The sequence below is a fragment of the Streptomyces sp. NPDC059201 genome, assembly GCF_042754585.1.
GTDB lineage: Bacteria > Actinomycetota > Actinomycetes > Streptomycetales > Streptomycetaceae > Streptomyces.
The window spans coordinates 1-24,510 of sequence record NZ_JBHZBB010000010.1; the positions used below are offsets into that span (position 1 = coordinate 1).

Below are 24,510 nucleotides of genomic sequence, written 5' to 3' on the forward strand. Positions count from 1 at the left end.
CTGCTCACCTTTACCGCGGGCGGTCGCGACACCGTGATGAAGCAGACCGCCGTCCGCGCCGGCTCCGTGCTCATCGTCGTGTCCGGCTCCCCCGCCCTCGTCGACACGCACCTGTCCCGCGCGGTCGACAAGGCACAGGGCTGACCGAACGCGCACGAGGACGGCCCCTGGCTCCGTATCGGAGCCAGGGGCCGTCCTCATTTTCCGTCGCGCAGTGCGGGCAGGGATTCTGCCGCAGGCGTGGCGACGGCGCTCGTCGTCAGCGACCTCGAAAGAGGTACGCCTGGTGCGGGCAGCGGGTCAGGGGGCGGGCGTAACGAAGAGGCGGCCGGCGGCGCTCTCAGGCAGGTTGCGGCGCAGCACTGGGGTGGGCGCGGAGAGCGATGTGGCGAAGGCGGCGACGAGGTCGTCGATGTCCCGCGCCCAGCCGTGCGCGCACAGGGTGTCGAGGACGTGCCGGGTCGTCGTAGTTGACGGCCGGGTCGGTGCGCGCCTCGATGGCGCGGAGGAAGTCGGCGATGGCTTCGGGGGGCGTGCCGGTGGTGAAGCAGGCGGTCCCTGCCGAGCAGTGTTCGTCGGTGGCGCGTTCGTACCCGCAACCGAAGACCAGGACCTGTACCAGCCGGTCGAAGACGACGGCGTCGCTGATCCTCGGGTTGTGGCAGCCCAGCGGGTGCCGTTCCTCGCGCGGCGGCAGGAGCGCGAGGAACTGGTCGCGGATCGGGTCGAGAACGCGTGATGGGGCGGCAGGCACGGATCCCCCGGTGATCATGAAGCGTAGAGAATTCCATGATCGGGTGAACCGTGTCTGCTCTACTGTCAACGCTTGCAGCACCTACGAGCGGACGCCCCACTCATCCGTCAGCCCTGGTGGGCGACTGACGGGGCGTTGGTCGTGGCGCGGTGTGCTCAGTCTGTGAGAAAGGCACCTTCGCGGCAAACGCGACAGACGAAGACGTAGCCCAGCTGGCCACCGAGGTTCATCGCGGTCTGCGTGGAGATACCTTCCTCCAGATGTGCCGCGAATTCCATCGTGCCGGTGCAGGAGGGGCATGCGGGCAGTCGGTCGTCCTCCAGGTAGGAGGGGCTACCTCCGAGTGACCCGAGCACTTCGCGCTGCCTCCCGAATCGTTCTTCGGGTTCCCGCTTCCATCCCGAACGGGCCAGGTCGTAGGCGTCAGGCTCGATCCCTTCCTCGAAATCGCAGGCATCTTCGTGGTCGAGCGTCACGACGTGGGTGCGGATGGCCGAGGTGGCGGGCAGCAGCGTCACTCCCGTCCCGGGCACAGCCACCGGCCGCAGTGCCTCCCGGGGGAACAGGTAGACCCGGTTCGCGCCGGACGTCGCGTCCCAGAACTCGCATGCGCCGGGGTCGTTCTGGCACACGAACACCGACAGGACGCCGTCCTCGACGGGGAGATGGGCGAAGAACTGCAATGGCCCTCCACAGCAGGAGCCGCACATGGGCCAGGTGAATCCCGCCGGAGCCAGCGGCACGCCCCCGGTACGCGGGACGTCGGAGTCGGCAGGTGCGGAGCCCTCGTAGATCATCAGAGTTGTCTGCATGCCGAGAGGCTACGGGCGGCCTGTGACATGGGAGTCTGCATACTGTCCACTCCAGCGGTTGTGATCCGCTAGTAGGTGCTGCCGACGCTGACAGCAGCGCATCCCGATGACCCACTGGCGGACGCCCTTAGAGGTCATCTCATTTGGCGCGTGGACTGGGCTCAGGCTTACTAGGATGCGTATCTGACCTGCACGGGGGCGCCATACTCCACGCGTGACTATGCCGATCGGCCCCGTAGTCCTCTTCGATGACGACGACTACATGTACGTCCTCCGGGACCGAGCCTCCGCCGAGACATGGTGGGAGATGCCCCGACGAGTACGTCTGTGGGTTCGACGCGCTGGCCAGACCGTTGCGCATGAGGGGTGAGCCACATCAGGTCGCCCTCGAGCTCTGTGGCGGGGCTGCCTGTCGAGGGCTCGTCACGCGAATCCGTGCGTCCGGTCGCACGCCGGCGGATCAGGAAGTGAGTCTGCGGTAGCAGATGAGGGTGCAGGCGATGCTGGTGAAGGCGAGGAAGTGGTCGGCTTCGCGTTCGTAGCGTCGGTGGAGTCGGTGGCAGCCGGCGAGCCAGGCCATGGTGCGTTCGACGGTCCAGCGAGATGACGGCCCAGCTGCTGGGTGACGCAAAGGATCAGTCGGCCACCCTGGTCGGCGAGGACGGCCGGCGTAGCGGTCGAGGAACTTGAACAGCGCCGAGGAGGGCACGCCTGGCAAGCAAGTGTGAACAGTGCCACGGGCGCCGGGAGACGGCTTTCGATGCGGGGAGTGCGGCGCAGTACCCGCATCAGGCGAAGGCGGTCTTCAGGGCCGACCAGGCGATCTTGGGGTCGGCGAGGCCGTGGTACATCGGCGGGATCTCCTTGTCGACGCCGAAGTGGTGGTAGGCGGCGATCATCGCCGAGCGGACCGAGTACTCGACGGTGAAGACGACGTCCTCGGGGATCTCGACGAACTGGCCGAGGAAGGCGAAGTTCCGGGCGCTCTTCGGGACGACGTAGGGCCGGTCGGCGACGACGCGTCGCTGGAACTGGGCGTCGATGTAGGGCATCTGGACGGTGGTGACCTGCGTGGTGGCGCGGACCTCGTCGGCGATGTCGTCGAAGCCGAGGTGCCCGAGGAGCTCGTCGAGGATCTCCGCGCCCGTGCAGTCGTCCATCTTCTTGCGGACGTGGTCGCCGGGGACGTCACCGAAGAGGGAGTACCCCCACAGCGTGTACGTGTTCTCCTGCTGGTCGCGGAAGTGCGGCTGGGCCGGCACCACGACCGAAAGCAGCCAGGACGAGTCCTTCCAGGTCATCAGGGCGCCTTCGCCGGGGACGTTGCCGGTGTACGCCTGGATGCGGTCCAGGAGGGTGCGGCCGGTCATGGTGAGGGTGAAGGACTCCCACTTGGTCTCGTCGATGTTGCCGCAGAAGGCGGTGGGGCGGCCGAAGTCCGGCGCCTTCTTGGCGATCGACTCCCACAGGCGCCAGGAGCCGTCCCGCTTGTCGCGGATCAGCGCGGGGACGGTGGTGCGGTCGCCGTAGGTGGTGTCGGCGGTCATCGAGCCGAGGGTCAGGAACGCGTAGTCGTCCTCCCCGAGCTCGATCGTCCCGTCCTCGACGCCGTCCCGCTCCAGGTACAGGCGGGAGATCCGGCGCGCGGAGTCGTCGGAGAAGTCGACGTCGGCGACGGTCACCCCGAAGTCGGTGCGGACACCCTGGGCGGTGATCCACTCCTGGACCGGGCGGATCACGGAGTCGTACTGGTTGTACTTGCTGCGCCGCACGCCGGACAGCGTATGGATGCGGTCGAACTCCTGGACGAAGGCGAGGAAGTACCGCTTCAGCTCGATCGCCGAGTGCCAGGTCTGGAACGCGAACGTCGTCCGCCACATGCACCAGAAGTTGGTGGTGAAGAAGTGCGGCTGGAAGAAGTCGTCGATGCGACGGGCACCGATCAGCCGCTCCGGGAGAGCGAGGAGACGGGTCATGTCGGCGCGGTCGCGGGCGTCGAGCCCGAGCTGCGAGGCGTCGGCGATCGAACGGTCGCCATTGATGATCCGGGCCTTGGCGTTCGTCGGGTGCTCGATGTTGAAGGCGAGCATCTCCTGCCGTACCGAGATCGCCGGATCGTCCAGGGTCGGAATCGACTCCAGGAGGTTCCACAGGCACACGTAATGCTCCTCCTCGAACATCCGGCCGCCCCGGGTGACGTATCCGCCCTCGGCGGTGGGGGCCGGAGCACCGTCCATCGAGCCGCCGGCGATCGGCAGCTGTTCCAGGATGTGGATGTTCCCCCCTGGCACCCCGGCGTCCCGGACGAGGAACGCAGCGGCGGCGAGCGAGGCGATGCCTCCGCCGACCAGGTAGACCTTGGAGTTCTTCGATGCCGGCACGAGCTGACCTCCGGATGAGGCGGGAGCGAGTACGGAGCGGTCGCGAGCGGGCTGTGCGGCCCGGCCACCCCCACCGAGCCTGTCCCACCTCCGCAGATCCCGCGAACGGAGCAGGCCGGGCGCCGTCGGCGTGGTCGCCCGGTTCACGGCTCGCAAGTGGCGTGGGTGTTTTACCCCGTTTAGCGTCATCTTGGCGGCCCCGGACGGGATCTCCGTCGTGCATCGAGACTGGGAGTGCGGTGCCCACGACCCGGCGGGCCGGAACACCACCACGAGGAGGGGACGGTGGACATGAACGTCGTCGAGATCGACGGTCTGGTGAAGGACTACGGCCGCTTCCGGGCCGTGCGCGGCATCGACCTCGACGTCCGGCCCGGCGAGGTCGTCGGCTTCCTCGGACCCAACGGCGCGGGCAAGTCCACCACCATCCGCTGTCTCCTCGACCTGCTGCGCCCCACCGCCGGCACCGTGCGCCTGTTCGGCGCCGACGCCCGCGGGGGCGGGGTCGCGGCCCGGCGGAAGGTCGCCTACGTGCCGGGCGAGCTGCGCCTGCCGGCCCGTACGACCGCCGGCGAGCTCCTCGACGCCGTCGCCCGGCTGCGGGGCGACTGCGACCCGGCCCGCCGAACGGACGTCACCGAGCGCCTCGGCCTCGACCCCGCGAAGCCGACCCACGGTCTGTCGACCGGCAACCGCCGCAAGGTGGCCCTCGTCGGCGCGTTCATGAGCCGCGCCGAACTCCTCGTCCTCGACGAGCCGACCAGCGGCCTCGACCCGGTTGCGTGGCAACGCCGCCCAGCGTGTCGAAGCCGCCTTCGACCAACCCTCCTCCGTACCCGACCTGACGGCCGTACCGGGCGTGAGCGACGTGGCGGTGGACGGGTCACGCCTGCGCGCCCGGCTCTCCGGACCGCCCGAGCCGCTCCTCACGGCGCTCGCCGCGGCCCGCCCGCTGTCGGTGAAGATCGCCGAACCCGACCCTGGGCCTCGGCGTAGCCGTGTTCCTGGTCCAGCTGATCGCGGACGCCGTCTGGGACCTCGGCACCTCCACACCACGCCTGCTGTCCACGGTCGCCCTGTCCACCCTGACCGCCCTGGTCGCGGCGGCTGCCTGCCTCATCACGGCCGCCCTCACCTCCCGCCCCTCCGCCGTCCTCGGCGCGGGCGTCGGCCTCACCGTCGCCGGGTACGTCGTCTCCGCGCTCTTCCCGCTCCGCGACGGCTGGGAGGACTTCCAGTACGTCTCCCCCTGGAACTGGGCCCTCGGCGGCGAGCCCCTGACCAGCACCGCCGATGGGTGGCGCTACGCCGCCCCCGCCGGCCTGGCCCTCCTCCTCGCCGGCCTCGCCCTCCCCCTCTTCGACCGGCGCGACGTCCACGCGCCGTGAGCGTCTTCGTGTTCCGGGAAGGAGGTGGCTGCGTGCCGGCCCAAGATCCGCACGACGAGGACCTGCTTACGTCCGTGGCCAGGACCACGACCGCCACGCTCACGGTCACCATCGCGATCAGCAGGGCGACCAGTTCGAGGCGCTTGACCGCGCGGGCCGCCGCCTAGCGCACGGACATGTTGTCGCCCCCTCGCGTGCGTGACGGCCCGGCGCGCGGTCGGTGCGCGCCGGGCTCGTGGACGTGAGGGTCAGTCGGCGAAGACCTCGCGGAGCTTGGCCTCCTTCTCGCCGTCCAGGTTCGACTGCATCAGCTCGGAGTGGCCGCTGGGGAACGCGGCGCGGACGCGGTCGACGACGGCGTCCTGGGAGAGCAGGAAGAGCGCCGAGGTGCCGGGGGTGACCTTCGACTTCACCGAGTCGATGAAGTCGTCGTCGATGCCGACATCGGACAGCTTGCCGCCGAGCGCGCCAGCGGCGGCACCGATCGCGGCACCGAGCAGCGGCACGAAGAAGAGCAGTCCGAAGAGCATGCCCCAGAAGGTGCCCGAGAGGGCGCCGACGCCCGTGAGGCTGTTCAGCTGCTTCGTCTTCGGCTTAGTCGCGTCCGCGGGCCAGCTGACCGTGGCGGCGTCGACCACCTTGATCAGCTCCTGCTTCTGCAGCTCCAGGAGCGTGCTCTCGACGCCGGCGGCGCCCTCGGGCGAGTCGAACTTCCAGACGGTCAGCGTGGCCATGAATCCTCCGCGAGAGCACGTACAGACGAGGGCACCGGAACGGCACCGGACAGCAACCATTCAAGACTGAACGGACTAAATTCGCATTTCTCACGAGCGGCTCTCCTCGATCCCGCGCCGGTGTCACCCGTTCGGACCTCACCGCTCGGCCCCGCCCATCCACGGAAGCCAGTAGGACACCGATGAACCGGCTCCAGCTGAAGGCCGCCGCCTGCGCGATCGCCCTGGACGGCCTCGATACGGCGACCGCGACCAAGGACCAGTTCAAGGACACCGATGAGGAAGTCCGCGACGACTGGGACGACGTGAATGACGACCTCGGCGACCTCGGCGACCTGGACGACGGCGGGTTCCAGGGCCTGGGGAGGCCGGTACCGGGCAGGGCGGTCAGCGCAGGTGGAGGGAGACCGGCTGGCGGGCTGTGAAGGTGCGGAACATCTTCGTGGCGGTGGTGGCGTCTCCGGTGATGGTGGCCGAGCCGGCCGCGGTGATCTGGTCCAGTGTCGCGGCGGCGGTGGCCAGGGCGACGAGGTCCTCGCGGGTGAGGCTGATCGTGGCGGCCGGATGGTCGTCGGCGCTGGCGGGGCGGGTGCGCAGGACGCTGTTGCGCAGGTGCATCAGCAGGTGGTCGCCGGTGTCGGTGACGTTGACGGCGATCTGGGCGTCCAGGTCCCCGGCGATGTCCGGGTCCAGGCGGAAGCGCAGGGTGTCGAGCATGGCCGGGGCCGGCAGGGACCCGGTCAGGTCCACGGCCTTGACGATGGCGTCGGGGTCGAAGGTGCCGTCCAGTTCGAGGGCCGCGGTCAGGTACCAGTTGCGGCGCAGCGGGTTGAGTTCGGCGTAGCCGCGGGCGCGCATGGCGGTGGCCTCAAGGGTGCGGGCCTCTTTGTCGTCGCGGTCGGCGGTGACCAGGTGGCGGGACAGTTCGATGGCCCACTGCGGGTCGTTGTCGTTCAGGGCGGTGGCGGCGGCGTCCAGCACGGCCTGGCGTCCGCCCATCAGGTCGACGGTGCGTCGCGCGCGCTCGCCGGCCGGAGTGGGGGCGAGGTCGGCGGCGTGGCCAGTGAACCAGCCGAGGTAGCCGGTGAACTGCTGGGCGACGTTGCCGGCCACCGTGCCGTACATCTGCCGGGTGAACGGGTCGATGTCCAGATGCGGCGGCAGTTCGGTCAGGCGGGTGCGCAGTTCCTCGGGGTCGGCGCCGGACAGGATCAGGCGCAGGGCCTGGTCGTGGTTGTACTGGATGGCGTCGCGGTAGACGGTCAGCACGCGGCGGATCTCGTCCTTGCCTTCGATCGGGCTCATGTGCGTGCCCAGCAGGTGGTCGATGTCCAGGTCCAGGACGCGGTCGCTGGCGCGGGCCCAGCGCATGGCGTCGCGGAACTTGGCGCCGCGCAGGGTGTAGAGGTTGGCCAGCGCGGCGTAGACCTCGTCCGCGATCACCGCCAGGCGGAACTGCGGCAGGTGGATCCCGATCTCGCTGCCCGCTTCCCCGCCGGTGGGGAAGAACCGCACCGGCAGCCCGCCCAGGACCACTTCCTGTTCGCCGTCGATGAAGTGCGTGGGCATGATCAGCTGTCCGGCGGGTCCGCCGATGAACCGCTTGCCGATCCCGGTGTAGGACTCCTCCTCGGCCGGCAGGGCGGCGCCGTACTGGTAGGCGGCGCGCACGCCGATGATCGGCTCGACGGCGCTGTTCTCGGCCGCGAACTCCTCCATGAAGGTCGCGCCCGCGTAGACGGGGATCTTGCCGGAGGCGACGTCGGCCGGATCGACGATGGCGTCGGTGCCGCTGATGTGGTCCGCGTGGTGATGGGAGTAGATCACCGCGGCGATCGGCTTGTCCGAGATCTTGTCGATCTCACGGCGGATCGCCCGGCCCAGGTTCTGGTTCACGCCGGTGTCGAAGACGATCAGCCCGTCGGGGCCCTCGATCAGGATGCTGTTGACCGCCCAGCCGTCCAGATTGTGCATGACCCACACCGGCAGCTCGCCGATCCTGATCACACCCGGCTTCCAGCACTCGTCGCGGTGCTGCTCGAAGTAGGGCGGGAAGCTGCGCTCGGGCTGGCGTACGACACCATCGGGAACTCTGATCATCTGGGTGATTTGTCCGAGCCTATGAGCGTTCCGTGTTGGCGGCACTTCGACGCCTTCAGCACTGCCTGTCGGAGCAGGCCGGTGCTGTCAGGCGGTGAGGCCGCTGAGGGCGTCGCCGATGCAATTCACCGCCAGGACCAGGAAGAGGGCGGTCATGATGGCGGTGTTGGGGTGCACAGAGAGGCGATGAGGACCATGAGAGCGGCGGCGACCGTCTTGCCGCCGGCCGTGGCGGTGGAGCTCGCGATGGAGACGGCGCCGCCGACCGCGAGGACGAGGTTCTTGGGGTTGGCGATGACGAGGGCGCATGCGAGGCCGGCCGACTTGACGGGTGTGAAGGTGTCGATCGCCTTCATCCAGCCCGGGGTGGCGGCCTCCTGGCCTTCGCGGGGCCGGTCCTTCCACTGCTTGGCGCCGAGCAGGAGGAAGAGTGCGCCGAGGGCGAGCTTGAGCCACAGGGTCCAGGTGGCGGGGCCGTCGTCACCCGAAGCGTCCGCGCCCGATCCGGCGAGGACGACGACGGTGACCACCGCGGCCACGGCGACGATCCACCCGACAGTGAAGGCGATGCCGTTGGAGCGGCCGTTGGGTGTGGCCGGCATCAGGATCACCGCGATCAGCGGCAGCGGGCTGATGGCGATGGTCACCGCGGAGGTCAGCATCTGTCCGATCGCGTCACCCATCCGTCACCCCTCTGCACCGCGGAAACAGGCCGGTCCCAACGTCCCATGACGCCACGCGGCCCACCTTCCGGGTGTCGCCCGGATGGCGGATCCCGGTTCGTGCCCGCCCGCTGCCAGCTACCCGACGGCGGCCAGGACGCCCCCACGGTCCCGGCCCAGAGCAAGCCCCGCCCCTATCGGGTTCCGTCGGCGAACGCCCAGATGGGCCGCCGGGCCTGATTCCGCGGCAGGGATCTGTGTTTCAGCGCCTCTCAGTCGATCTTGGTCATTTTCACGCCGTTGGCCTGGTTTGGGCGTATCGCCAGGAAGGCTGTGTCGGTAGTCCGGCAGACGAGCCCGTGATGGGGCCGTTGCCCGGGAGCGCGTGCGTGTGGTGTCCGTATGCGTGGCCTGGCGGGTGTGTGTTCGTCGATGGATGAAGGAAGAGGAGTGTCGTTCATGTCGACAAGCAGGCGGAGCGCTGTGGGGCGATCGGTCGGTTCCGCGGTCGCGGCGTTGACGGCGGTGGCCGGGTCGTTGCTGGGGGCCTCGCCCGCCAGCGCCGGCGAGCTGTGCGATAAGGAGCAGGTCTGCCTCTGGGAGAAGAGCGGCTGGGAGGGCAGGGTCTACCGGTACGACAATCCATCCGCGGGCGACTGTCTTTCCGGTACGGCCACCTGGCCGGGCGGGACGTCGTCGTCGAAGGCCCGGGGTGTGCACAACCTGAAGTCCGGCACGTCGGTGCTGATCTTCGCCGACGCGAGCTGCACGAGCGACCCGGTGGCGCTGCTGGAGTACAACAGGTGGACCGAACTGCCGGACGAGACACGCTCGTTCCGGGTGATCGAGCCGTGCGCGAGCGGCAACGTGTGCTTCTGGGAGACCACCGGCTTCTCGGGCAAGAAGACCACCCAGCCATGGGCGAACTTCTGCCAGGACACCGGCGGCATCGAGGCCCGTGCCGTCTTCAACAGCACCAGTGACACCATCGCCCTCTACTCGGGCAGCTTCTGCCTGGGCGCCGCCTACGGCGGTGAGCTCAAGCCGGGCCGCGGGGCCTCACTGACGACCGTGGTAGGCCGGTGGAACCTGGCCTGAACCCACACCTGTCGTGGGCGGCGGGGCAGGAGCTGTTGTCCGGGTCCTGCCTCGCCGGGCGGGAAACTGATGCCTCGCGGTCAAGCCAGGCCAGATGGAAGACACGGTAGGAACGTGCAGGTCATCGCGCGACCCGACGGCACCCCGCTGTGGTTCTCCCGCGCGACGCCGGGCCGCACTCATGATCTGACCGCGGCCCGCGCCCACGGCATCGTCCAGGCATGCCTGACCCGGCAGATCCTCGTCCTCGCGGACCGCGCCTACCAGGGCGCCGGCGCCACCGTCCACACCCCGTACTACCGCCGCCGCGAACAGCCCGCCCACCAGCAGCAGTTCCACCGCGACCATGCCCGACTCCGGGCGCCTGGCGAACGCACCTTCGCCCTGTTGAAGTCCTGGCGCCTGCTCCGGCGAGCCAGATGCTCCACCCGTCGGATCGGCACCATCGTCCAGGCTGTCCACACCCCGTCACCGCCGGCCCGGCCTCACCCTCTCCTGGAACTCCGGCGTCGAGGAGGGCCATGTCAACAGGATCAAGATGCTCAAGCGCCAGATGTTCGGCTGCGCAGGATTCGAACTCCTACGCAAGCGAGTCCTATGGGCGTGACCAGGCTCGCCATGCCCTACGGCCACGCTGGTGAACGACGGGCAGGTTGGCAATGCGGAGGGTAGTTCCTTGACAGAGGCCCCCTAATCAGATTGGGCCAAGGCAGCGAGCAGTCCTGCTCCGGCTCCCAGGACGATCAACTGCATGATGCCCGGGGCGCGCCACCGCAGGGCAAGGAGGCCGCCGCCTGTGATGACTGCACCACCGATCAGGAGCCACATTCCCTGCCACGCCATCTTGGGCGCACCGGGCAAGTTCTCCTGGTCATAACTGTCGGCCCAGCCGGCCATCCCATAGCCGAACACCAACCAAGCGATGACCATCAAGTCCAGGATGAGGAGCGCCAGGCCGACCCCAACCTGTTGACCGGTCGACGGCTCTTTTCCGCGTCCCATCCTCATCACCGGTGCCCAAGACAGTCTGTTAACCGCATGAGGTCAGCATGCGGCTGTGACGGACCCTGCACATGAGTACGGATACTCAATGAGCTGTCGGTAGCGCAGACGGGGAACTGACCACAGGCTCGTTCTCGCTGCAGGGACTGCTGGTCTACTTCCTGTTTAAGCCTTCACTGGCCCGCGAGGTACTCGGCAACGACGCGCCCTGATCGCCCGGGGGGCGGCAGGCTCCAGGGGGTTCCCCGGACGGCCCGTGGATGTCAGGAGTTGCGGGGAGTCACCAGGCCGGATTCGTAGGCGAGGACCACGAGTTGGGCGCGGTCACGGGCGTGGAGTTTGGTCATGGCCCGGTTGATGTGGGTCTTCGCGGTCACGGGACTGATCACCATGCGGTCGGCGATCTTGTCGTTGGACAGACCTTGCGCGACCAGGGTGACGGCTTCGCGTTCGCGGCTGGTCAGCTCGTCCAGCCCGGTGTCGGCGACTGCGGGGAGCGGCTGGGTGACGTACTGGTTGATCAGCTTGCGGGTGATGGACGGCGCGAGCAGCGCGTCACCGCGGGCGGCGACACGCACAGCGTGCACGAAGTCGTCGGGCACGATGTCCTTGACGAGGAAGCCGGCGGCGCCGGCGCGTAGGGCGTGCAGGACGTACTCGTCCATGCCGTAGTTGGTGAGGATGACGACGTGCACCGCGGCCAGGGCCGGGTCCGCGGCGATGCGCCGGGTGGCCTCGATGCCGTCGAGGACCGGCATCTGGATGTCGAGCAGCACAACATCGGGCAGGTGCTGTTGGGTCAGCGCCACGCCGTGTTCGCCGTCGGCTGCCTCGGCTACCACCTCGATGTCGTCTTCGAGGTCGAGGAGTGCGCGGAATCCGCTGCGGATGAGCGGCTGGTCGTCGACGAGCAGGACACGGATCACGACGCTCGCTCCACGGGGAGTTCGGCCTGGACGGTGAAGCCGCCCTCGGTGGCCGGCTGCGCGCGCAGCCGGCCACCGAGGGCGGTGACGCGTTCGCGCATGCCGAGGAGCCCCAGACCGGGCGTCGGCACAGTGGCCGGGGTGGCCTTGCCGTCGTCATCGACCTGGATGGCCAGTGAGTCGGCCCGGTAGACGATGTGGACCGACGCGGTCGCGGCACCGGCGTGCCGGGCGACGTTGGTCAGCGACTCCTGCACGATCCGGTAGGCCGTGCGGTCCACCGCGGCCGGCACGTCGCTCCGCTGTCCCTCGATCGTCAGCGTCGCCTCCAGGCCCGCCCGGCTTGTCTGCTCCACCAGTTCCGGGATGTGGTCGAGCCCACGGGGCGGAGTGGTGTCGTCATCGCGCAGGGCCTCCAGGGTGGCGCGCAGTTCCCGGGTGGCCTCACGTCCGGCCTCCTGGATCGCGAGCACGGCCTCGGGTACGTGTTCACCTCGCCTGCGGGCCACGTGGACGGCGACTTCCGACTGGACCTTGATGATCGAGATCTGGTGGGTGAGCGCATCATGCAGCTCCCGCGCGATGTGCAGCCGCTCCTCATCCGCACGGCGCCGCGCGGTCTCCTCCCGGGTGCGCTCGGCTTCGTCCGCCCGTTGCTCGGCCTGCCGCAGCGCCTCCCCCGCGGCGAACGCGGCGATCAGCCAGGCGATCTCCAGGACGTGTCGGGCCTGCGCCAACGCCTCACCCGTGGGTCCGTCGTGGAAGACCAGGGCGGTGAGGAGAAGAACGACCAGCATGGTCACGGACACCGCCACCGTGACAGCCCGGTGCCCGGCCCGCACCGCGCCGTACACCGCGACCAGGTACGAGACGGCGAGCACGTCGAAACCCGCCGCCTGATACCCCACCGCACACAGCCCGGTGACGGCCAGGACGGTCAGCGGGGCGCGGCGACGCACGGCAAGCGCGAGGCCGCCGGCCGCCAGCAGCGCGTAGCCGAGCATGCCGGGGCCCGTGCCGGGGTGCTCCCCCAACAGACCGGTGCCCAGCAGCAACGCCGTGACACCGAGGGCGATCGCCCAGTCTTCGACACCGGCCGGAACGCCGAACCGACCTTTGTCCATGGGCGCACCCTAGTCGGGTGCCGCCGCGGGCACGTCCCGCTCGCGGACGAGCGGGGCGCTACCGCGCCCGCAGTATCCGCGCGGCTCTTGCCGCATCCGCAGTAGCCATCTGCGGCAGCGGCGGCAGCGCGAAGTGCCTGCGCCTGAGGGACGACCGGCACTGCGGTCGCCAGACATCCTCAAGGCACAGCGAAGCCGTGGAATTGCTCCACGTGAAGAAGGGGGAGGGGCGATGAACGCATCAGACGTGTTGACGGCGGCTGCCGAGGGCGGAGTCATCGGCGACGGGCGGACCGGGGCCAACCTGGCTCTCGCGGTAGGGGCGGTCGGTGTGGCCATCGGATGGCTGGCCCTGGCCCGAGTCGCCGGCCGTTTCCGCACCGGCAACGCGCGCACCGGCGCCATCTCGGCCATGACCGTGGGGCTGGTCGGCACGGTCCTCGCAGTGTTGCACCTGGCCACCTCCAGCGGCGGTCCAGGCACCGGCAACGGGCTCGTCGGAGCCCTCGCGGCCATCCCGTTGGGAGCGATCGCCATCGTCCTCGGCCTCCGGGCGCTGATCCGCTCCCGCCACACCGAGTCGGCCGGCTGACCACAGCAGATCCGTGCGCGGTCGGACACGGTCAGACGCGGGCCGCGAGACCACGCCTGATGACGTAGGCGACGGCACCGAGGGCCAGCACCGCGGCCCCGGAGATCACCGAGGAAACAGGCAGGGCGAAAGCCAGGATCAGGCAGCCGACCAGCCCGAGGACGGGAACGACCCGTGCGGGGCGGCCGTCTTCCGGGGTCAGGGTCCAGGCGGAGGCGTTGGCGATCGCGTAGTACGCCAGGACACCGAAGGAGGAGAATCCGATCGCCCCGCGCACGTCCGCAGTCGCTGCGGCCACCGCCACCACCGCGCCCACCAGCAGTTCGGCCCGGTGCGGCACCTTGAACCTCGGGTGGACGACGGCCAGGGCGTGCGGCAGCTGCCGGTCGCGGGCCATGGCCAGGGTGGTGCGCGAGACGCCGAGGATCAACGCCAGCAGGGAGCCGAGCGCGGCGACGGCCGCGCCCACGCGCACCACCGGCACCAGCCAGTCGGCACCCGCCGCCCGGGCCGCGTCAGACAGGGGCGCGGCGGCCTGCGCCAGCCCGCTGGGGCCAAGGACGCTCAGCGCGGAGATGGCGACGACGGCGTAGACGACCAGGGTGATGCCGAGCGCGATCGAAATACCCCGGGGAATGGTGCGCTGCGGGTCGCGGACCTCCTCGCCCAGGGTGGCGATGCGCGCGTACCCGGCGAAGGCGAAGAACAAGAGGCCCGCCGCGTGGAGCACCCCGCCGGCGGTGGGGTCCGAGCCGATCTTCAACCGCGCGGTGTCCGCGTCGGCGGAAGCCAGGGCGGCGACCACTACGGCAGCGAGCACGGCAAGGACGACCGCGACGATGACACGGGTCAGGAACGCGGACTTCTGCACCCCCACGTAGTTCACCGCGGTCAGCGCCACCACGGCGGCCACGGCCACCGCGTGAGCCTGGCCCGGCCACAGGTAGGCACCGACGGTCAGTGCCATCGCCGCGCATGAGGCGGTCTTGCCGACGACGAACGCCCATCCGGCAAGGTAGCCCCAGAACTCGCCCAGCCGCTCACGCCCGTAGACGTAGGTCCCTCCGGACTGCGGGTACAGGGCGGCCAGCCGCGCCGAGGACGTCGCGTTGCAGTACGCCACGACCGCCGCCACAGCCAGGGCGGTCAGCAGCCCGGAACCGGCGGCGCCGGCTGCCGGACCAAGCGCGGCGAAGATCCCGGCCCCGATCATGGAGCCAAGGCCGATCACCACCGCATCCGACAACCCCAGACGGCGCCGCATCACACCGCCCGCGCCCGTCTGGTCCCCCACCGTGTTCATCACTGGCTCCCTCTCGCACCGGCCTTCGGCTCGGCGCACCGTAGCTGGGGAACATGTCGGGCCGGCGCTGCCGCACGGAACGCCAGCGCGGTCGGTACGGGGGGAGAGGCACTCCCCGGTACTGGTCGAACCCTGCACCCACAAGACCGCCGACGTCAGGCCACCGCTCCACCGAACCCACACGACACTGCCGTCCTGGGCGGCAACCACGGTCCTGTTCCGGACTCACGGCGTCCAGGGGGGCCGCGAACTCGCACGCTTCGGCCTACGGCGGCCAGAAGAAACCGGCCTGCTCCGCGTGCTCGGGCGCGCCTCAAGCCGATCTAGGGACGCCGAGACCACGAGTAGTTCCGCCTCGGCGAGCCGCCTGCCGCTCCCACCGCCTCCGCCAAGTCGTCCGAGCCCGCCGCGGCACCGAACTTTCCTGCCGGTAGAGGTGGGGAACGCGACGCAGGTCATCACTGTCAAGACCAGCGGCTTGTATGCCACCGTCACCGCGTGGCAGAAGCGCGCATGCGGCAGGAAGGCACAGCTCTCCACCAGCACCGGACGCGTCGGCGCCAAACGGTGTAGTGGACGCCGCAACCCACAAGCAGCCCACGTACACCACGCCTTCGGGCACATACACGATCACAGCGGTGCGGACTTTCCGCTCGCCGAGCGGTGTGCATCGTAAGAGACGCTGGTCAGGTGGTCTGGTGTGCATCTCTGGCTGATCGTTCAGGGGTGGACGGACCTCCCGGTACGACAGCGGGTGAGAGACAGGAGTGAGCACCACTCCGTACGGCCACGTCGGCTACGAGTCGTGGCCGGGGGCTGGCTGCTGACGGCGGGTTCCGGACGGGACCGGCCGGGGTGGTGCGGCGTGACGCCGAGGTGGTGGCCGGCCCGCAGCCCGCGTGGTCGTAACCGTTCGCGGACAGCCAGTTTCGATCATCCGTGACGACCGGCCCCGCCGGGCTGCTTCGATGAAGATCCGCAAGGCCCACAACATCAAGGAGCGTCCATGAGCTGGCTCGACGATGTCCTCCTCGTCATCACAAAGCTCGAACCACTCATCATCCCTCTCATCACCGCAAGCAACCGCGATGTGAAGCACGACATCAAGCCCATCTCCTGAGCCCTTCGACATCCTGGATACCGGTGACCGGCGTAGCGGCGGTCACCGGTGGGAGCACCCATTGCGCATGTTCGCCACGGTCTACGGGTTCGTCTCGACGTTCCTGGGGCCCCGCCCTCCACGGACCGAGAGAACCGAGCCCCTCACCCGCGCGCAGATCCTCCAACTCCTCGACACACTTCCCGTCAGTGAGTGGCGCTACGACTGGGACCCCGACAGCCTCCACCTCGGCCCCATGGCCCAGGACTGGTGGGCCGCCTTCGGCTACGGCCGCCGCGACACGACGATCGACATCGTCGACGCACAGGGCGTCCTGATCGCCGCGGTCCAGGAACTGTCCCGCCGTGTCCGGCAACTGGAGGAACAACAGGCCGCACGGTCCTGCTGCGCGCCAGGTGCCGGCGGCCCGGACGGCGCGCCCGCCCCGGCCGTCCTCTGAGACGACCGGCGCCCCCGCCGCACCGGGGGCGCCGGTCGTCCCTTTCGCAGGTGGGCCCGGCCGTCAGCCGGGCGCGGTCAGATGCCCGTCTTGCCGGTTATCCAGAGCCGGTAGGCGCCGGTGTTGGTGTAGACGGCCGGGTAGTTCCCGCTGCAGTTGGTCTGTCCCCAGCTGACGACGCCGATCACCCGGCCGTCCCGGGCCAGCGGGCCGCCGCTGTCGCCCATACAGGCGGTGCGGCGGGGCTCCCCGGCCACGGCCCTGTCGTAGGTGCACAGGTGGTTCACCGGGCTCAGGTTCTGGAACGGCCATCGCTGCCGGCACTCGACCGCGGTCAGGACCGTGACCGTGGCTTGCTGGAGGACGTTCGGGGCGCCACTGCTGGTGAGTCCCCAGCCGGTCAGCGTCGCGCTGCCAGGAAGGACCTCCGGCAGGGCCGGCAGCGCGATCGGCTGGACCAGCGGGGTGAAGACGAGCGGCCCGCTCAGTTTCACCAGCCCGATGTCGTTCGGTATACCGGGGGCGTCGGCGTCGTAGCCCTCGTGGCTGATCGCCTCCTGCACCGCGTAGGCCGTGCCCGCGGGGGCCAGGGTGTTCGACCCCACCACCACCCGCATGCCGCCGGCCGGTGTCCCGGTCAGACAGTGCGCCGCGGTCAGCACCCACCGCTCTCCGATGACCGACCCGCCGCAGGCGTGGGACCAACCGTTGAGCCCCTGCTTCTGAAGCGACACCTGGTACGGATAGGCACCCGCAGGAGCATCCGTCCCGCCCACCACCCGCACAACCGGCGACCCCACCGGCACCGCCGACGCAACACCCCCGCCCGCCACCAGCAGCACCCCCGCCGCGGCCGCAACCAGCCGCGCGAACCAGCCGCCCACCCGCACCATGCCACTCCCCACAAGCCACCGCGCCCCTCTGCCGGGGCACGACTGCCTCGGAGCCTGCCAGCACCGGTCATACCCCGCGAGCCCCGAACCGGCCGTTCTCGATCGCGTCGTCAAGACCGTCGCGCCGTCCTTCCTGCTCGCCGACGGCGCAGGCGCCACGGATGCGCCGAAGGCCCCGGGAATGTGCCCAAGTGGCTTCCGGGGCCTTCGAGCTGGGGCGGGAGTGAGCAGGGACTTTCTTACAGCCGGTCACCGCGCTTCGGCGCATGGCCGTTGTCCCGGTCAGTGGGTGGTCGGGGCCTCCTCCTCGTCCTTCGTCTTTTTCCCCGCACCGCGATCAGGGCACCGCCGCCGACAGTGATCAGGAGGCCGCCGGCCGCGAGGAGCCAGGTGCGGGAGTCGGCGCCGGTGTGCGCGAGGGAGCCCTTGGAGGGCGGGGTGCTCGGGGCGTCCGTCGGGGGCACCGGTGCGGTGGAGGTGGACGGGTCGGGGTCGGGGTGCTCGTCAGGGTGACCGGCGGGGTGGTCGTCGGGGCCGTCGGCGCGACTGGCGGTGTGGTCGGCGGAGTCGTCGGGGGCACGGTTGGCGGGGCGGTCGGGTTGACCGGCAGTGTGGTCGGCGGGGGCGTGGTGGGCGGCTGGGTGGGCTTGCCCTTCTTGGTGTTGGTGAAGGTGGCGGTGGTCTTCTCGGCGGGCTTCGCGGTGATCTTGACCGGGGTGGTGTCGAGTTCGGGCGTGCTCTCCGCGCAGGCGGAGGTGGACGGGCTGGACACACTGCTGTTCGCTGTCTGCCTGGTGCTGCATCGGCACGCCGTCGTTCACGACAACACGGCGGCGCTGGATCACCGGAGGTGCAGGCGGGCATCGATCCTGATGTCCGCCTGCACTCCCCTTCTGTGAAAGGTGTTTACATGTGGGTGCAACGTGTACTCGAATTCACCGGCTGGGAGCCGTCGGCGCACTCCGTCGACTGGGCAGCGGTCGAGGAGGAGCTTCACATTCCTCTGCCGGCAGACTTCAAGCAACTGTGTGAAATTTTCGGCGGAGGAACCTTCTGTGACTCCGTCGCTTTTTACGGCAGTACGGAAGGGTCTCATTTCAATCTTCTCTTGCCGTGGCAAGCGCCCCTTCCCATTCCTGCGGGAAGCGGTCCGCACCAGGAGTACACGCCGGGCGGAAAGGGGTACATCACATGGGCCTCGACGGAATGGGGCGCTGAATACTGCTGGCTTGTCGACGCGCAGCAGCCCGGTACATATCCTGTCCTCGCGCGGGGCGAGGCCGGCGAGTGGTGCGAGTACGACATGTCGACGTCGGAATTTCTCTACAGGGTCCTGGCGGACAAGGATTTCCAGCCGTTCGGCATCGCTCGGTACGGCCTTGACCCGACGTTCCAGCCTGGCCCCGAGGCTCACGGCAGCTGACGGGAGGCAAGGAGGGTGTTGGCGCAGCGGCGAAGCACGGGCCGCGGACAGATGATTGCGGCATGGGTGCTGGTTCCTCTGGGGCTGCTCCTGGTGCTGGGCGCCGCGGGAGGGATCGTGCTCGGCGGTGGCCTGGACGGCGAGCGGGTCACAGTCAGGGGCGCAGCGATGCGACCCACTTACAGTCCCGGCGACCGGCTGACCGTCGTGCGGGTCGGTGAAGGAGAGATACGCCGGGGCGACGTCGTCCTCGTCAGTGTGCCCGGTCGGTACGGGAACGCGCCGGTCCTGCAACGGGTGATCGGCCTGGGCGGGGACCACGTGGAGTCCCGTGACGGTGTGCGGGTCGCGGTGAACGGCAAGCGGATCGACGAGCCCTACGTGATGCGTGACCCGCTCGGTTCGGCAGGCTCACCGTACGACGTGACCGTGCCGGAGGGGCGCCTGTTCCTGCTGGGCGACAACCGGCCCGACGCGAACGACTCGCGCTCCTTCCTCGACGAACAGTCGGGCAGCGTCGCGGCCTCCGACGTGCGCGGCCGTGTCCGAGCCGAGGGGGCCGAGTTGCTGTTGCTGTGGGCACTGGTGGCCTCCGGAGCACTGCTCGCGCTGGTCGGGATCGGATGGGGAATCTGGGGGTACGTGACCAGGCAGGGTTCCCTGGCGCGGTGGTAACGACATGGTCCGTGGCTTGGCCTGGACCTTGCGGGAGGGTCCGCCGACGGAGTCGGCGGACCTTTTCGGCTTTCGCGGCAGGTGGTAGGTCAGGCGCGAGGATCCTGCGGCAGCGTTGTCCGGTCTTCCCGGCAGCCTCGGCGGTCTCGCTATGGAGATCGCCAACCGGGTCAAGCGGCGGGTGAGACGGCCCCGGCGCCGGCCTCCGATGGCCAGGGGACCCCGACCCTCAGCCGTCGATGCGCGTTCCCCTGTCGTCCGCCGGTTGCACTCGGTACCGCTTGTGGGCCTGCGTCCCGGTGCTGCACGGCGGGCCTGATCCATGTGGATGTGGCGGTGATCACAGCGCAAAGCCGTGATGATCCCTGCGCCCGTTCCGCTGGATTCCGCGAGGACCACGGAGAACCGGGCACCGTGCCGGTTCGCGTACGAGGGGTGGGAAACGATGGACCGCGTCAGTCGGACGCTGCGAGCCTCCGAGATGAGTGGGTATGCCGCCGACTTCGTCTCCCACGCGACGACGAGGACACGCTTGCCGCTGGACTACTCGGTGACCAGCCTGCGAATCGTGGACCGGGTGGTGGACGGGCTGCGACGGACGACCGACGACCCTTCCACCGTCAGGCAAGCCCTCCAGGGTCTCGGCGCGTACGCCGGCGAGGTGTTCGTTCGCAGATTCGGCGCGCGATGGGTCGACTTCGACGCGGAGACCTACGGGCTCTCCCGTCGCCGCGTTCCGCGCCGCTCGCGACGCGGGCATGCACGCGGGGCCGGGCGCGCCGCGGACCCGTCGCCGTGACGACTGGCGGCCGGTCACCGGCCGACGTATCGGACCTTGGCCGAAGGCAGCACTGATCGCGCTGGTCTCGGGCATGACGTTGGGCGGCGTGGCGGTAGCCACGGGCAAACTGCCGAATCCTCTTCCTGATCTACCAGAAGGCCGTCCCGAGCCGAGTGTCAGCACACCCGCGCCGACCTCGCCCGAGGAAGGCATTGCGTCCGCCTCGCCCTCGGAGCCGGCTCCGTCCACGGCACCCGTACGGGAGACCTCCGTGCCTGTGTCGACGGAATCGGAGCAGGTGCCGCCCGGCGCCGCGAAGAGTCACGAGGCGTTGTGCCGCGTGTACGAGAAGAGGACCGGGAACGCGGGCGAAGCCTTGGATGCGACCGCTCTGCGGCGCCTGGTCGAGGCAGCCGGCGGGGAAAGCGCCGTGCCGGTCTACTGCGAGAAGCTCACAGGCGGGTCCAAGGCCCGCGACAAGAACCCCCCTGAGGCGAGAGACGACGGACAGGACCACGGCCGGAATCGTTCCGAGGACAAGAAAGAACCCGCCGGCCGTCGCTAGGCGTGGGTCTCCCGGACGAGCCCGTGCACGGTTGCCTCGTGAGGTACGGCGTGCGTCGGGCCGATGAGAGGTGTGACGTTCGGCGGCCTCACCCTCGTGGACCCGGTCGAGCCGGTACGGACCGTTGACACGCAGCCTCCTGACTGTGGTCCGAAACCTCGATCCCGTTCCGACCCCCGCCCAGCGAAGCCTTCACCGGCCACGGCGTCCTCGCTGCGGCCCAGATCGGCAAGGAGCACCTGTACGTGGAGGCGGCGGGCGCCCTGCGTGTCCGTCTCCTCGGCCCGCAAGGACTACGACGACTGCACCGCCAAGTACGGCCGCTACGGCATCCCCGTCTACCTGGTGGTGGACCCACGTCGCGGAGGTCGTCGTCCACACTCAGCCCACCGGAACCGGCTACATCGCGGCGCACACGCACCAGTACGGCACCGGCAAACTCCCCATCGACCTGGCCGACGGTCGCACCTTCACCCTCGACCTGGACGAGCTGCCCCGGCCCGAACCGGAGACCGGCGCGCGCTGACGAACACGCCGCTGGTGGCCGGGGACGAGTCGGCGTTCTCAGCGACAGATGGATTACGTGGAGTCACCGCCCGCCGATACACCTGGCGGGTGTCTGGACGGCCTACGGCAGGCTCACAGGGGGGGATGGCGGGCCTCAGGCAGGCAGAGTCCACGGGTGCCGGGGAACACGGCGACAGCCGTGCGGCGAACGCTGCACCCTCCCCGATCGAGCGGGATCGAGGGGGACGCAGCCGGATGGAATCGGACAGTTATGCCCGGTCCTTAAGGGCTGTCCCGTAAATGGTCTACGGATCATGGCCGGTCTGACATGAGTCCTGGCGATCAGGCCCCTGGGGGCAGCGCCTACCATGCAGTCGTGACGCGCCCCTGGACGGTAAGAAGGATGGCCGATCAGTTCGCCGAGCTGCTCGGAACGGTTCCTGTCAGCGTCGATGGCGGCAAGCTGACGTTCGTCCGGGGAAGCCTGTGCACCACGCTTTCGATCTGGAAGGACCGCTCCGACCGGTCAGCCTTCGGCTGGATGGTCTACACGGACTACATCGATCTTCGTGATCGGATGGACGACTTCGGTGGGGTGGGCATCCGGATCGACCACCCCACGCCGGCCGGCGACGCAAGTCCGTCCAGCATTCCTCCTACCGCCTGCTATCCCTGGCCGGCAGGCAGCGTCCCGCTCGCCCCCGAGATCGCCGCCGGCGTCACTCGCTACGGGCCGTCCTCTCTGCGCTTCGTCCGCGACTCCCATGACCTGGGGCTGCTGCTTCTGGCGGACACCCACGCCTACCGGGAGGGGGTCTGGTCGTTCACACCGGCCAACAGCGAACCGGCCCGGCTTGCAAAGGCCATCCTTCTGGCTCGTCAGTGCGGTGACCAGGATCTGGAGCGGGCGGCTGTTGCCAAGCTGCGAAACCGCGGCGAGGAACCGGTGCCCCGTCACCACGACTACCTCTTCCGGCAGGCCGTCGCCGACTGGGCCAGGCAGTACGCCAAGGCCACCGGCATCGATCTCAGTGACCTGGCCAAGCTCAAGCGGAAGCGCCCCCAGTACCCCGAGATCTCGTAGCTCCACACGACTCCGCCATGCTCGGGAGATGATCTCGCTGTGACTGGTGTGATCACGGCATCGGAGCCTCGCTGGATAGGCCCGTTCACCGGGCTGAGCCCGCAGCGGTTGAGCGCGCTCGTCACCGCTCTGCGGTAGGAGGAGGCAGCCCCGCCACGCAAGGGACGACCATGGGGTCTGCCGCTGGAGGATCGCGTACTGCTTGTCGTCGCCTACTGGCGAACCAACCTGACACTGCGGCAGCTCGCTCCGCTGTTCGGGATCTCGAAGTCGGCTGCCGCCCGCATCGTCGACCGCCTCGGGCCCGCCCTCGCTCTGCGCCAGCGCCCGCGGTTCCGCAAGGCTGCCGTGCTGATCGTGGACGGCACCCCAGCATTGCCGAACGTTCGAAGAACTACCGGTACTCCACCAACCACCAGGTCGCCATCGACGCCGATACCCGGCTCGTTGTCACCGTCGGCCGGCCCCTGCCCGGCAACCGCAACGACCGCAAGGCATGGGAGCTGTCCGGCGCGAAGGCCGCCGTCGGCAGGACAACCGTGATCGCTGACGGCGGCTACCGCGGCACCGGCCTGGTCATCCCGCACCGGCCGTGAACGCGGCCAGGCCGAACTACCGGCCCGGAAAGAGGAGCACAACGCCTCCCATCGCAAGGTCCGCGCCCGCGTCGAGCACGTCTTCGCGCGCATGATGACGGGGAAGATCCTCCGCGACTGCCGCCTCAAGGGCGAGGGTGTTCATCACGCCGTGCTCGGCATCGCCCGAACCACCTCCGCTCAGCTTCGCGCGTGGCGACGCAGTCTCGCAGCGTGACATCCCGGAGCCGAGCCGCACCCCCAGTGGAAGCCCGTTATCCGCGTTTGCGTTTATGGCGCGTCTGCAATTATTGTTTCAGCACGTAATCAGCTTGCTCAAGCAATGACGGAAGGGTGGAGCCATGCCGCTCGCACTCCTCGCCCTGGCGGTCGGGGCCTTTGGGATCGGGACGACCGAGTTCGTGATCATGGGGCTGTTGCCGGGGATCGCCGGCGATTACGGGGTCTCCATCCCCACCGCCGGGCTGCTGGTCACCGGCTATGCGCTGGGCGTGGTCGTGGGGGCGCCGGTGCTGACTGTGCTCGGGGGGCGGGTGAGTCGGAAGCGGATGCTCATGGTGTTGATGGGGCTGTTCGTGGTGGGGAACCTGGTCTCCGCGGTCGCGCCGAGTTTCGGGGTGATGCTGGCCGGGCGGGTGGTCGCGTCGCTGGCACACGGGTCGTTCTTCGGGATCGGGGCCGTCGTCGCCGCGGGGCTGGTCGCGCCGGAGCGGAAGGCGGGGGCGATCGCCGTCATGTTCACGGGGTTGACCGTCGCCAACATCGTGGGCGTGCCGCTCGGGACCTTCATCGGGCAGGCCGTGGGGTGGCGGGCCACCTTCGCGGGTGTCGCGGCGCTCGGGGTGGTCGGGCTGCTCGGGATCGCGCGGCTCGTGCCCGCCGTGCCGCGGCCCGAGGGGGGCCGGCTGGGCGGGGAGCTGAGGGCGTTCCGGAATCCGCAGGTGCTGCTGGCGATGGCGATGACCGTGCTCGGCTTCGGCGGGGTCTTCGCCGCGATCACCTACATCGCGCCGATGATGACCGAGGTCGCCGGGTACTCGGAGGGCGCCGTCACGTGGCTGCTGGTCCTCTTCGGCGTCGGCATGTTCCTCGGCAACCTGGTCGGCGGCCGGTACGCCGACCGTGCGCTGATGCCGCTGCTGTACGCCACGCTCGGCGGGCTCGCGGTCGTGCTCGCGCTCTTCACCGTGGCCGCCCAGAACAAGGTCCTCGCCGCCGTCGCCCTCTTCCTCGTCGGGGCGCTCGGCTTCGCCACCGTGCCGCTGCTCCAGAAGCGGGTGCTCGACCAGGCCCATGGCGCGCCGACGCTGGCCTCCGCCGTGAACATCGGCGCCTTCAATCTCGGGAACGCGCTCGCCGCCTGGCTCGGAGGTCTCGTCATCGCCGCCGGGCTCGGCTACACCGCGCCCAACTGGGTCGGCGCCGCGCTCGCCGCCGCCGCCCTCGGGCTCGCCTTCTGGTCCGCCGCGCTGGAGCGCCGGGCCCCAGCCCCCGTGACGGCGCCTGCCGAGGCGGCCGCCGGCCCCCTCCGTACCCCTGTCCACCACTGAC

The 24,510-nt window shown here is 69.6% G+C and carries 23 protein-coding genes and 5 pseudogenes; 15 read left to right on the forward strand and 13 right to left on the reverse strand.

Going from position 1 to position 24,510, the window contains the following annotated elements; translation table 11 throughout:
• Nucleotides 1-553: 553 nt before the first annotated feature.
• The 4 genes and pseudogenes from ACFXMG_RS28115 to ACFXMG_RS28130 form a co-directional block, all read right to left on the reverse strand.
• Nucleotides 554-754, reverse strand: a pseudogene (locus ACFXMG_RS28115) (IS5/IS1182 family transposase); the annotation flags it as partial.
• A gap of 155 nt (nt 755-909) precedes the next feature.
• Entirely contained in the window at nt 910-1,566 is a 657-nt protein-coding gene (locus ACFXMG_RS28120) for a hypothetical protein (protein WP_383830382.1), read from the reverse strand.
• 460 nt (nt 1,567-2,026) lie between these two features.
• A pseudogene (locus tag ACFXMG_RS28125) lies at nt 2,027-2,167 on the reverse strand (transposase); the annotation flags it as partial.
• Nucleotides 2,168-2,354: 187 nt separating this feature from the next.
• Nucleotides 2,355-3,947 carry an oleate hydratase gene (locus ACFXMG_RS28130; RefSeq protein WP_383830385.1) on the reverse strand — a complete coding sequence of 531 codons (1,593 nt, stop codon included), beginning with the start codon at nt 3,945-3,947 and terminating at the stop codon, nt 2,355-2,357.
• Nucleotides 3,948-4,238: 291 nt separating this feature from the next.
• Between ACFXMG_RS28130 and ACFXMG_RS28135 the strand changes: the two genes are divergently transcribed.
• Both ACFXMG_RS28135 and ACFXMG_RS28140 read left to right on the forward strand, forming a co-directional pair.
• Nucleotides 4,239-4,943 (forward strand): ABC transporter ATP-binding protein, encoded by a 705-nt coding sequence (locus ACFXMG_RS28135; RefSeq protein WP_383830413.1) that lies wholly within the window; start codon nt 4,239-4,241, stop codon nt 4,941-4,943.
• A 2-nt stretch (nt 4,944-4,945) separates the two neighbouring features.
• Nucleotides 4,946-5,335, forward strand: a complete 390-nt coding sequence (locus ACFXMG_RS28140) for a hypothetical protein (protein WP_383830387.1) — start codon at nt 4,946-4,948, stop codon at nt 5,333-5,335.
• Between the two features lie 248 nt (nt 5,336-5,583).
• On the opposite strand, the gene ACFXMG_RS28145 is transcribed toward ACFXMG_RS28140, so the two are convergent.
• Nucleotides 5,584-6,069 carry a DUF1269 domain-containing protein gene (locus ACFXMG_RS28145; RefSeq protein ID WP_383830393.1) on the reverse strand — a complete coding sequence of 162 codons (486 nt, stop codon included), beginning with the start codon at nt 6,067-6,069 and terminating at the stop codon, nt 5,584-5,586.
• A 182-nt stretch (nt 6,070-6,251) separates the two neighbouring features.
• Between ACFXMG_RS28145 and ACFXMG_RS28150 the strand changes: the two genes are divergently transcribed.
• Nucleotides 6,252-6,494 (forward strand): hypothetical protein, encoded by a 243-nt coding sequence (locus ACFXMG_RS28150; protein ID WP_383830396.1) that lies wholly within the window; start codon nt 6,252-6,254, stop codon nt 6,492-6,494.
• Here the strand turns inward: ACFXMG_RS28150 and ACFXMG_RS28155 are convergent.
• Entirely contained in the window at nt 6,457-8,169 is a 1,713-nt protein-coding gene (locus ACFXMG_RS28155) for an alkyl sulfatase dimerization domain-containing protein (protein ID WP_383830399.1), read from the reverse strand. The two genes, ACFXMG_RS28150 and ACFXMG_RS28155, sit on opposite strands and share 38 nt — an antisense overlap.
• A gap of 152 nt (nt 8,170-8,321) precedes the next feature.
• A complete protein-coding gene (locus ACFXMG_RS28160) occupies nt 8,322-8,852 on the reverse strand; it encodes a GAP family protein (protein ID WP_383830401.1) in 531 nt (176 codons plus the stop codon).
• A 438-nt stretch (nt 8,853-9,290) separates the two neighbouring features.
• Here ACFXMG_RS28160 and ACFXMG_RS28165 point away from each other — a divergent pair, with 438 nt between their 5' ends.
• From ACFXMG_RS28165 to ACFXMG_RS28175, 3 genes and pseudogenes are all read left to right on the forward strand, one after another.
• Nucleotides 9,291-9,929 (forward strand): peptidase inhibitor family I36 protein, encoded by a 639-nt coding sequence (locus ACFXMG_RS28165; RefSeq protein WP_383830404.1) that lies wholly within the window; start codon nt 9,291-9,293, stop codon nt 9,927-9,929.
• Nucleotides 9,930-9,989: 60 nt separating this feature from the next.
• Nucleotides 9,990-10,394, forward strand: a pseudogene (locus tag ACFXMG_RS28170) (transposase family protein); the annotation flags it as partial.
• Nucleotides 10,330-10,536, forward strand: a pseudogene (locus ACFXMG_RS28175) (hypothetical protein); the annotation flags it as partial. The pseudogenes ACFXMG_RS28170 and ACFXMG_RS28175, both read left to right, overlap by 65 nt.
• Nucleotides 10,537-10,619: 83 nt before the next feature.
• On the opposite strand, the gene ACFXMG_RS28180 reads toward ACFXMG_RS28175, so the two are convergent.
• From ACFXMG_RS28180 to ACFXMG_RS28190, 3 genes are all read right to left on the reverse strand, one after another.
• On the reverse strand, nt 10,620-10,931 hold the full coding sequence (locus ACFXMG_RS28180) for a DUF6234 family protein (RefSeq protein WP_383830407.1): 312 nt from the start codon (nt 10,929-10,931) through the stop codon (nt 10,620-10,622).
• Nucleotides 10,932-11,194: 263 nt separating this feature from the next.
• Nucleotides 11,195-11,857 carry a response regulator gene (locus ACFXMG_RS28185; protein WP_383830410.1) on the reverse strand — a complete coding sequence of 221 codons (663 nt, stop codon included), beginning with the start codon at nt 11,855-11,857 and terminating at the stop codon, nt 11,195-11,197.
• Nucleotides 11,854-12,981: a sensor histidine kinase gene (locus ACFXMG_RS28190; RefSeq protein ID WP_384902504.1), complete on the reverse strand. Its 1,128-nt coding sequence runs from the start codon at nt 12,979-12,981 to the stop codon at nt 11,854-11,856. The genes ACFXMG_RS28185 and ACFXMG_RS28190 overlap by 4 nt, the downstream gene beginning before the upstream one ends.
• Before the next feature lie 232 nt (nt 12,982-13,213).
• On the opposite strand from ACFXMG_RS28190, the gene ACFXMG_RS28195 reads away from it, so the two are divergent.
• Nucleotides 13,214-13,573, forward strand: coding sequence for a DUF6223 family protein (locus tag ACFXMG_RS28195; protein WP_383823572.1), 360 nt, complete (start codon nt 13,214-13,216; stop codon nt 13,571-13,573).
• Between the two features lie 31 nt (nt 13,574-13,604).
• On the opposite strand, the gene ACFXMG_RS28200 is transcribed toward ACFXMG_RS28195, so the two are convergent.
• Nucleotides 13,605-14,876: an APC family permease gene (locus tag ACFXMG_RS28200; RefSeq protein ID WP_383823574.1), complete on the reverse strand. Its 1,272-nt coding sequence runs from the start codon at nt 14,874-14,876 to the stop codon at nt 13,605-13,607.
• 1,187 nt (nt 14,877-16,063) lie between these two features.
• Between ACFXMG_RS28200 and ACFXMG_RS28205 the strand changes: the two genes are divergently transcribed.
• A complete protein-coding gene (locus ACFXMG_RS28205; RefSeq protein ID WP_383823577.1) occupies nt 16,064-16,435 on the forward strand; it encodes a hypothetical protein in 372 nt (123 codons plus the stop codon).
• Between the two features lie 77 nt (nt 16,436-16,512).
• Here the strand turns inward: ACFXMG_RS28205 and ACFXMG_RS28210 are convergent, their stop codons facing one another.
• Nucleotides 16,513-17,328 carry a S1 family serine peptidase gene (locus ACFXMG_RS28210; RefSeq protein WP_383823580.1) on the reverse strand — a complete coding sequence of 272 codons (816 nt, stop codon included), beginning with the start codon at nt 17,326-17,328 and terminating at the stop codon, nt 16,513-16,515.
• Nucleotides 17,329-17,567: 239 nt separating this feature from the next.
• Entirely contained in the window at nt 17,568-17,792 is a 225-nt protein-coding gene (locus ACFXMG_RS28215; RefSeq protein WP_383823583.1) for an LPXTG cell wall anchor domain-containing protein, read from the reverse strand.
• 45 nt (nt 17,793-17,837) lie between these two features.
• Between ACFXMG_RS28215 and ACFXMG_RS28220 the strand changes: the two genes are divergently transcribed.
• From ACFXMG_RS28220 to ACFXMG_RS28250, 7 genes and pseudogenes are all read left to right on the forward strand, one after another.
• A complete protein-coding gene (locus ACFXMG_RS28220) occupies nt 17,838-18,227 on the forward strand; it encodes a hypothetical protein (RefSeq protein ID WP_383823585.1) in 390 nt (129 codons plus the stop codon).
• Nucleotides 18,179-18,751, forward strand: a complete 573-nt coding sequence (locus ACFXMG_RS28225) for an SMI1/KNR4 family protein (protein WP_383823588.1) — start codon at nt 18,179-18,181, stop codon at nt 18,749-18,751. The genes ACFXMG_RS28220 and ACFXMG_RS28225 overlap by 49 nt, the downstream gene beginning before the upstream one ends.
• A 15-nt stretch (nt 18,752-18,766) precedes the next feature.
• Nucleotides 18,767-19,426, forward strand: a complete 660-nt coding sequence (gene lepB / locus ACFXMG_RS28230) for a signal peptidase I (protein ID WP_383823591.1) — start codon at nt 18,767-18,769, stop codon at nt 19,424-19,426.
• Nucleotides 19,427-19,871: 445 nt separating this feature from the next.
• Complete coding sequence (locus ACFXMG_RS28235) at nt 19,872-20,225, forward strand: hypothetical protein (protein ID WP_384119995.1); 354 nt, start codon at nt 19,872-19,874, stop codon at nt 20,223-20,225.
• Between the two features lie 1,457 nt (nt 20,226-21,682).
• On the forward strand, nt 21,683-22,363 hold the full coding sequence (locus ACFXMG_RS28240) for a hypothetical protein (RefSeq protein WP_383823597.1): 681 nt from the start codon (nt 21,683-21,685) through the stop codon (nt 22,361-22,363).
• A 39-nt stretch (nt 22,364-22,402) separates the two neighbouring features.
• Nucleotides 22,403-23,176, forward strand: a pseudogene (locus ACFXMG_RS28245) (transposase family protein).
• 124 nt (nt 23,177-23,300) lie between these two features.
• Complete coding sequence (locus ACFXMG_RS28250; protein WP_383823600.1) at nt 23,301-24,509, forward strand: MFS transporter; 1,209 nt, start codon at nt 23,301-23,303, stop codon at nt 24,507-24,509.
• The last annotated feature ends 1 nt before the right edge of the window (nt 24,510 follow it).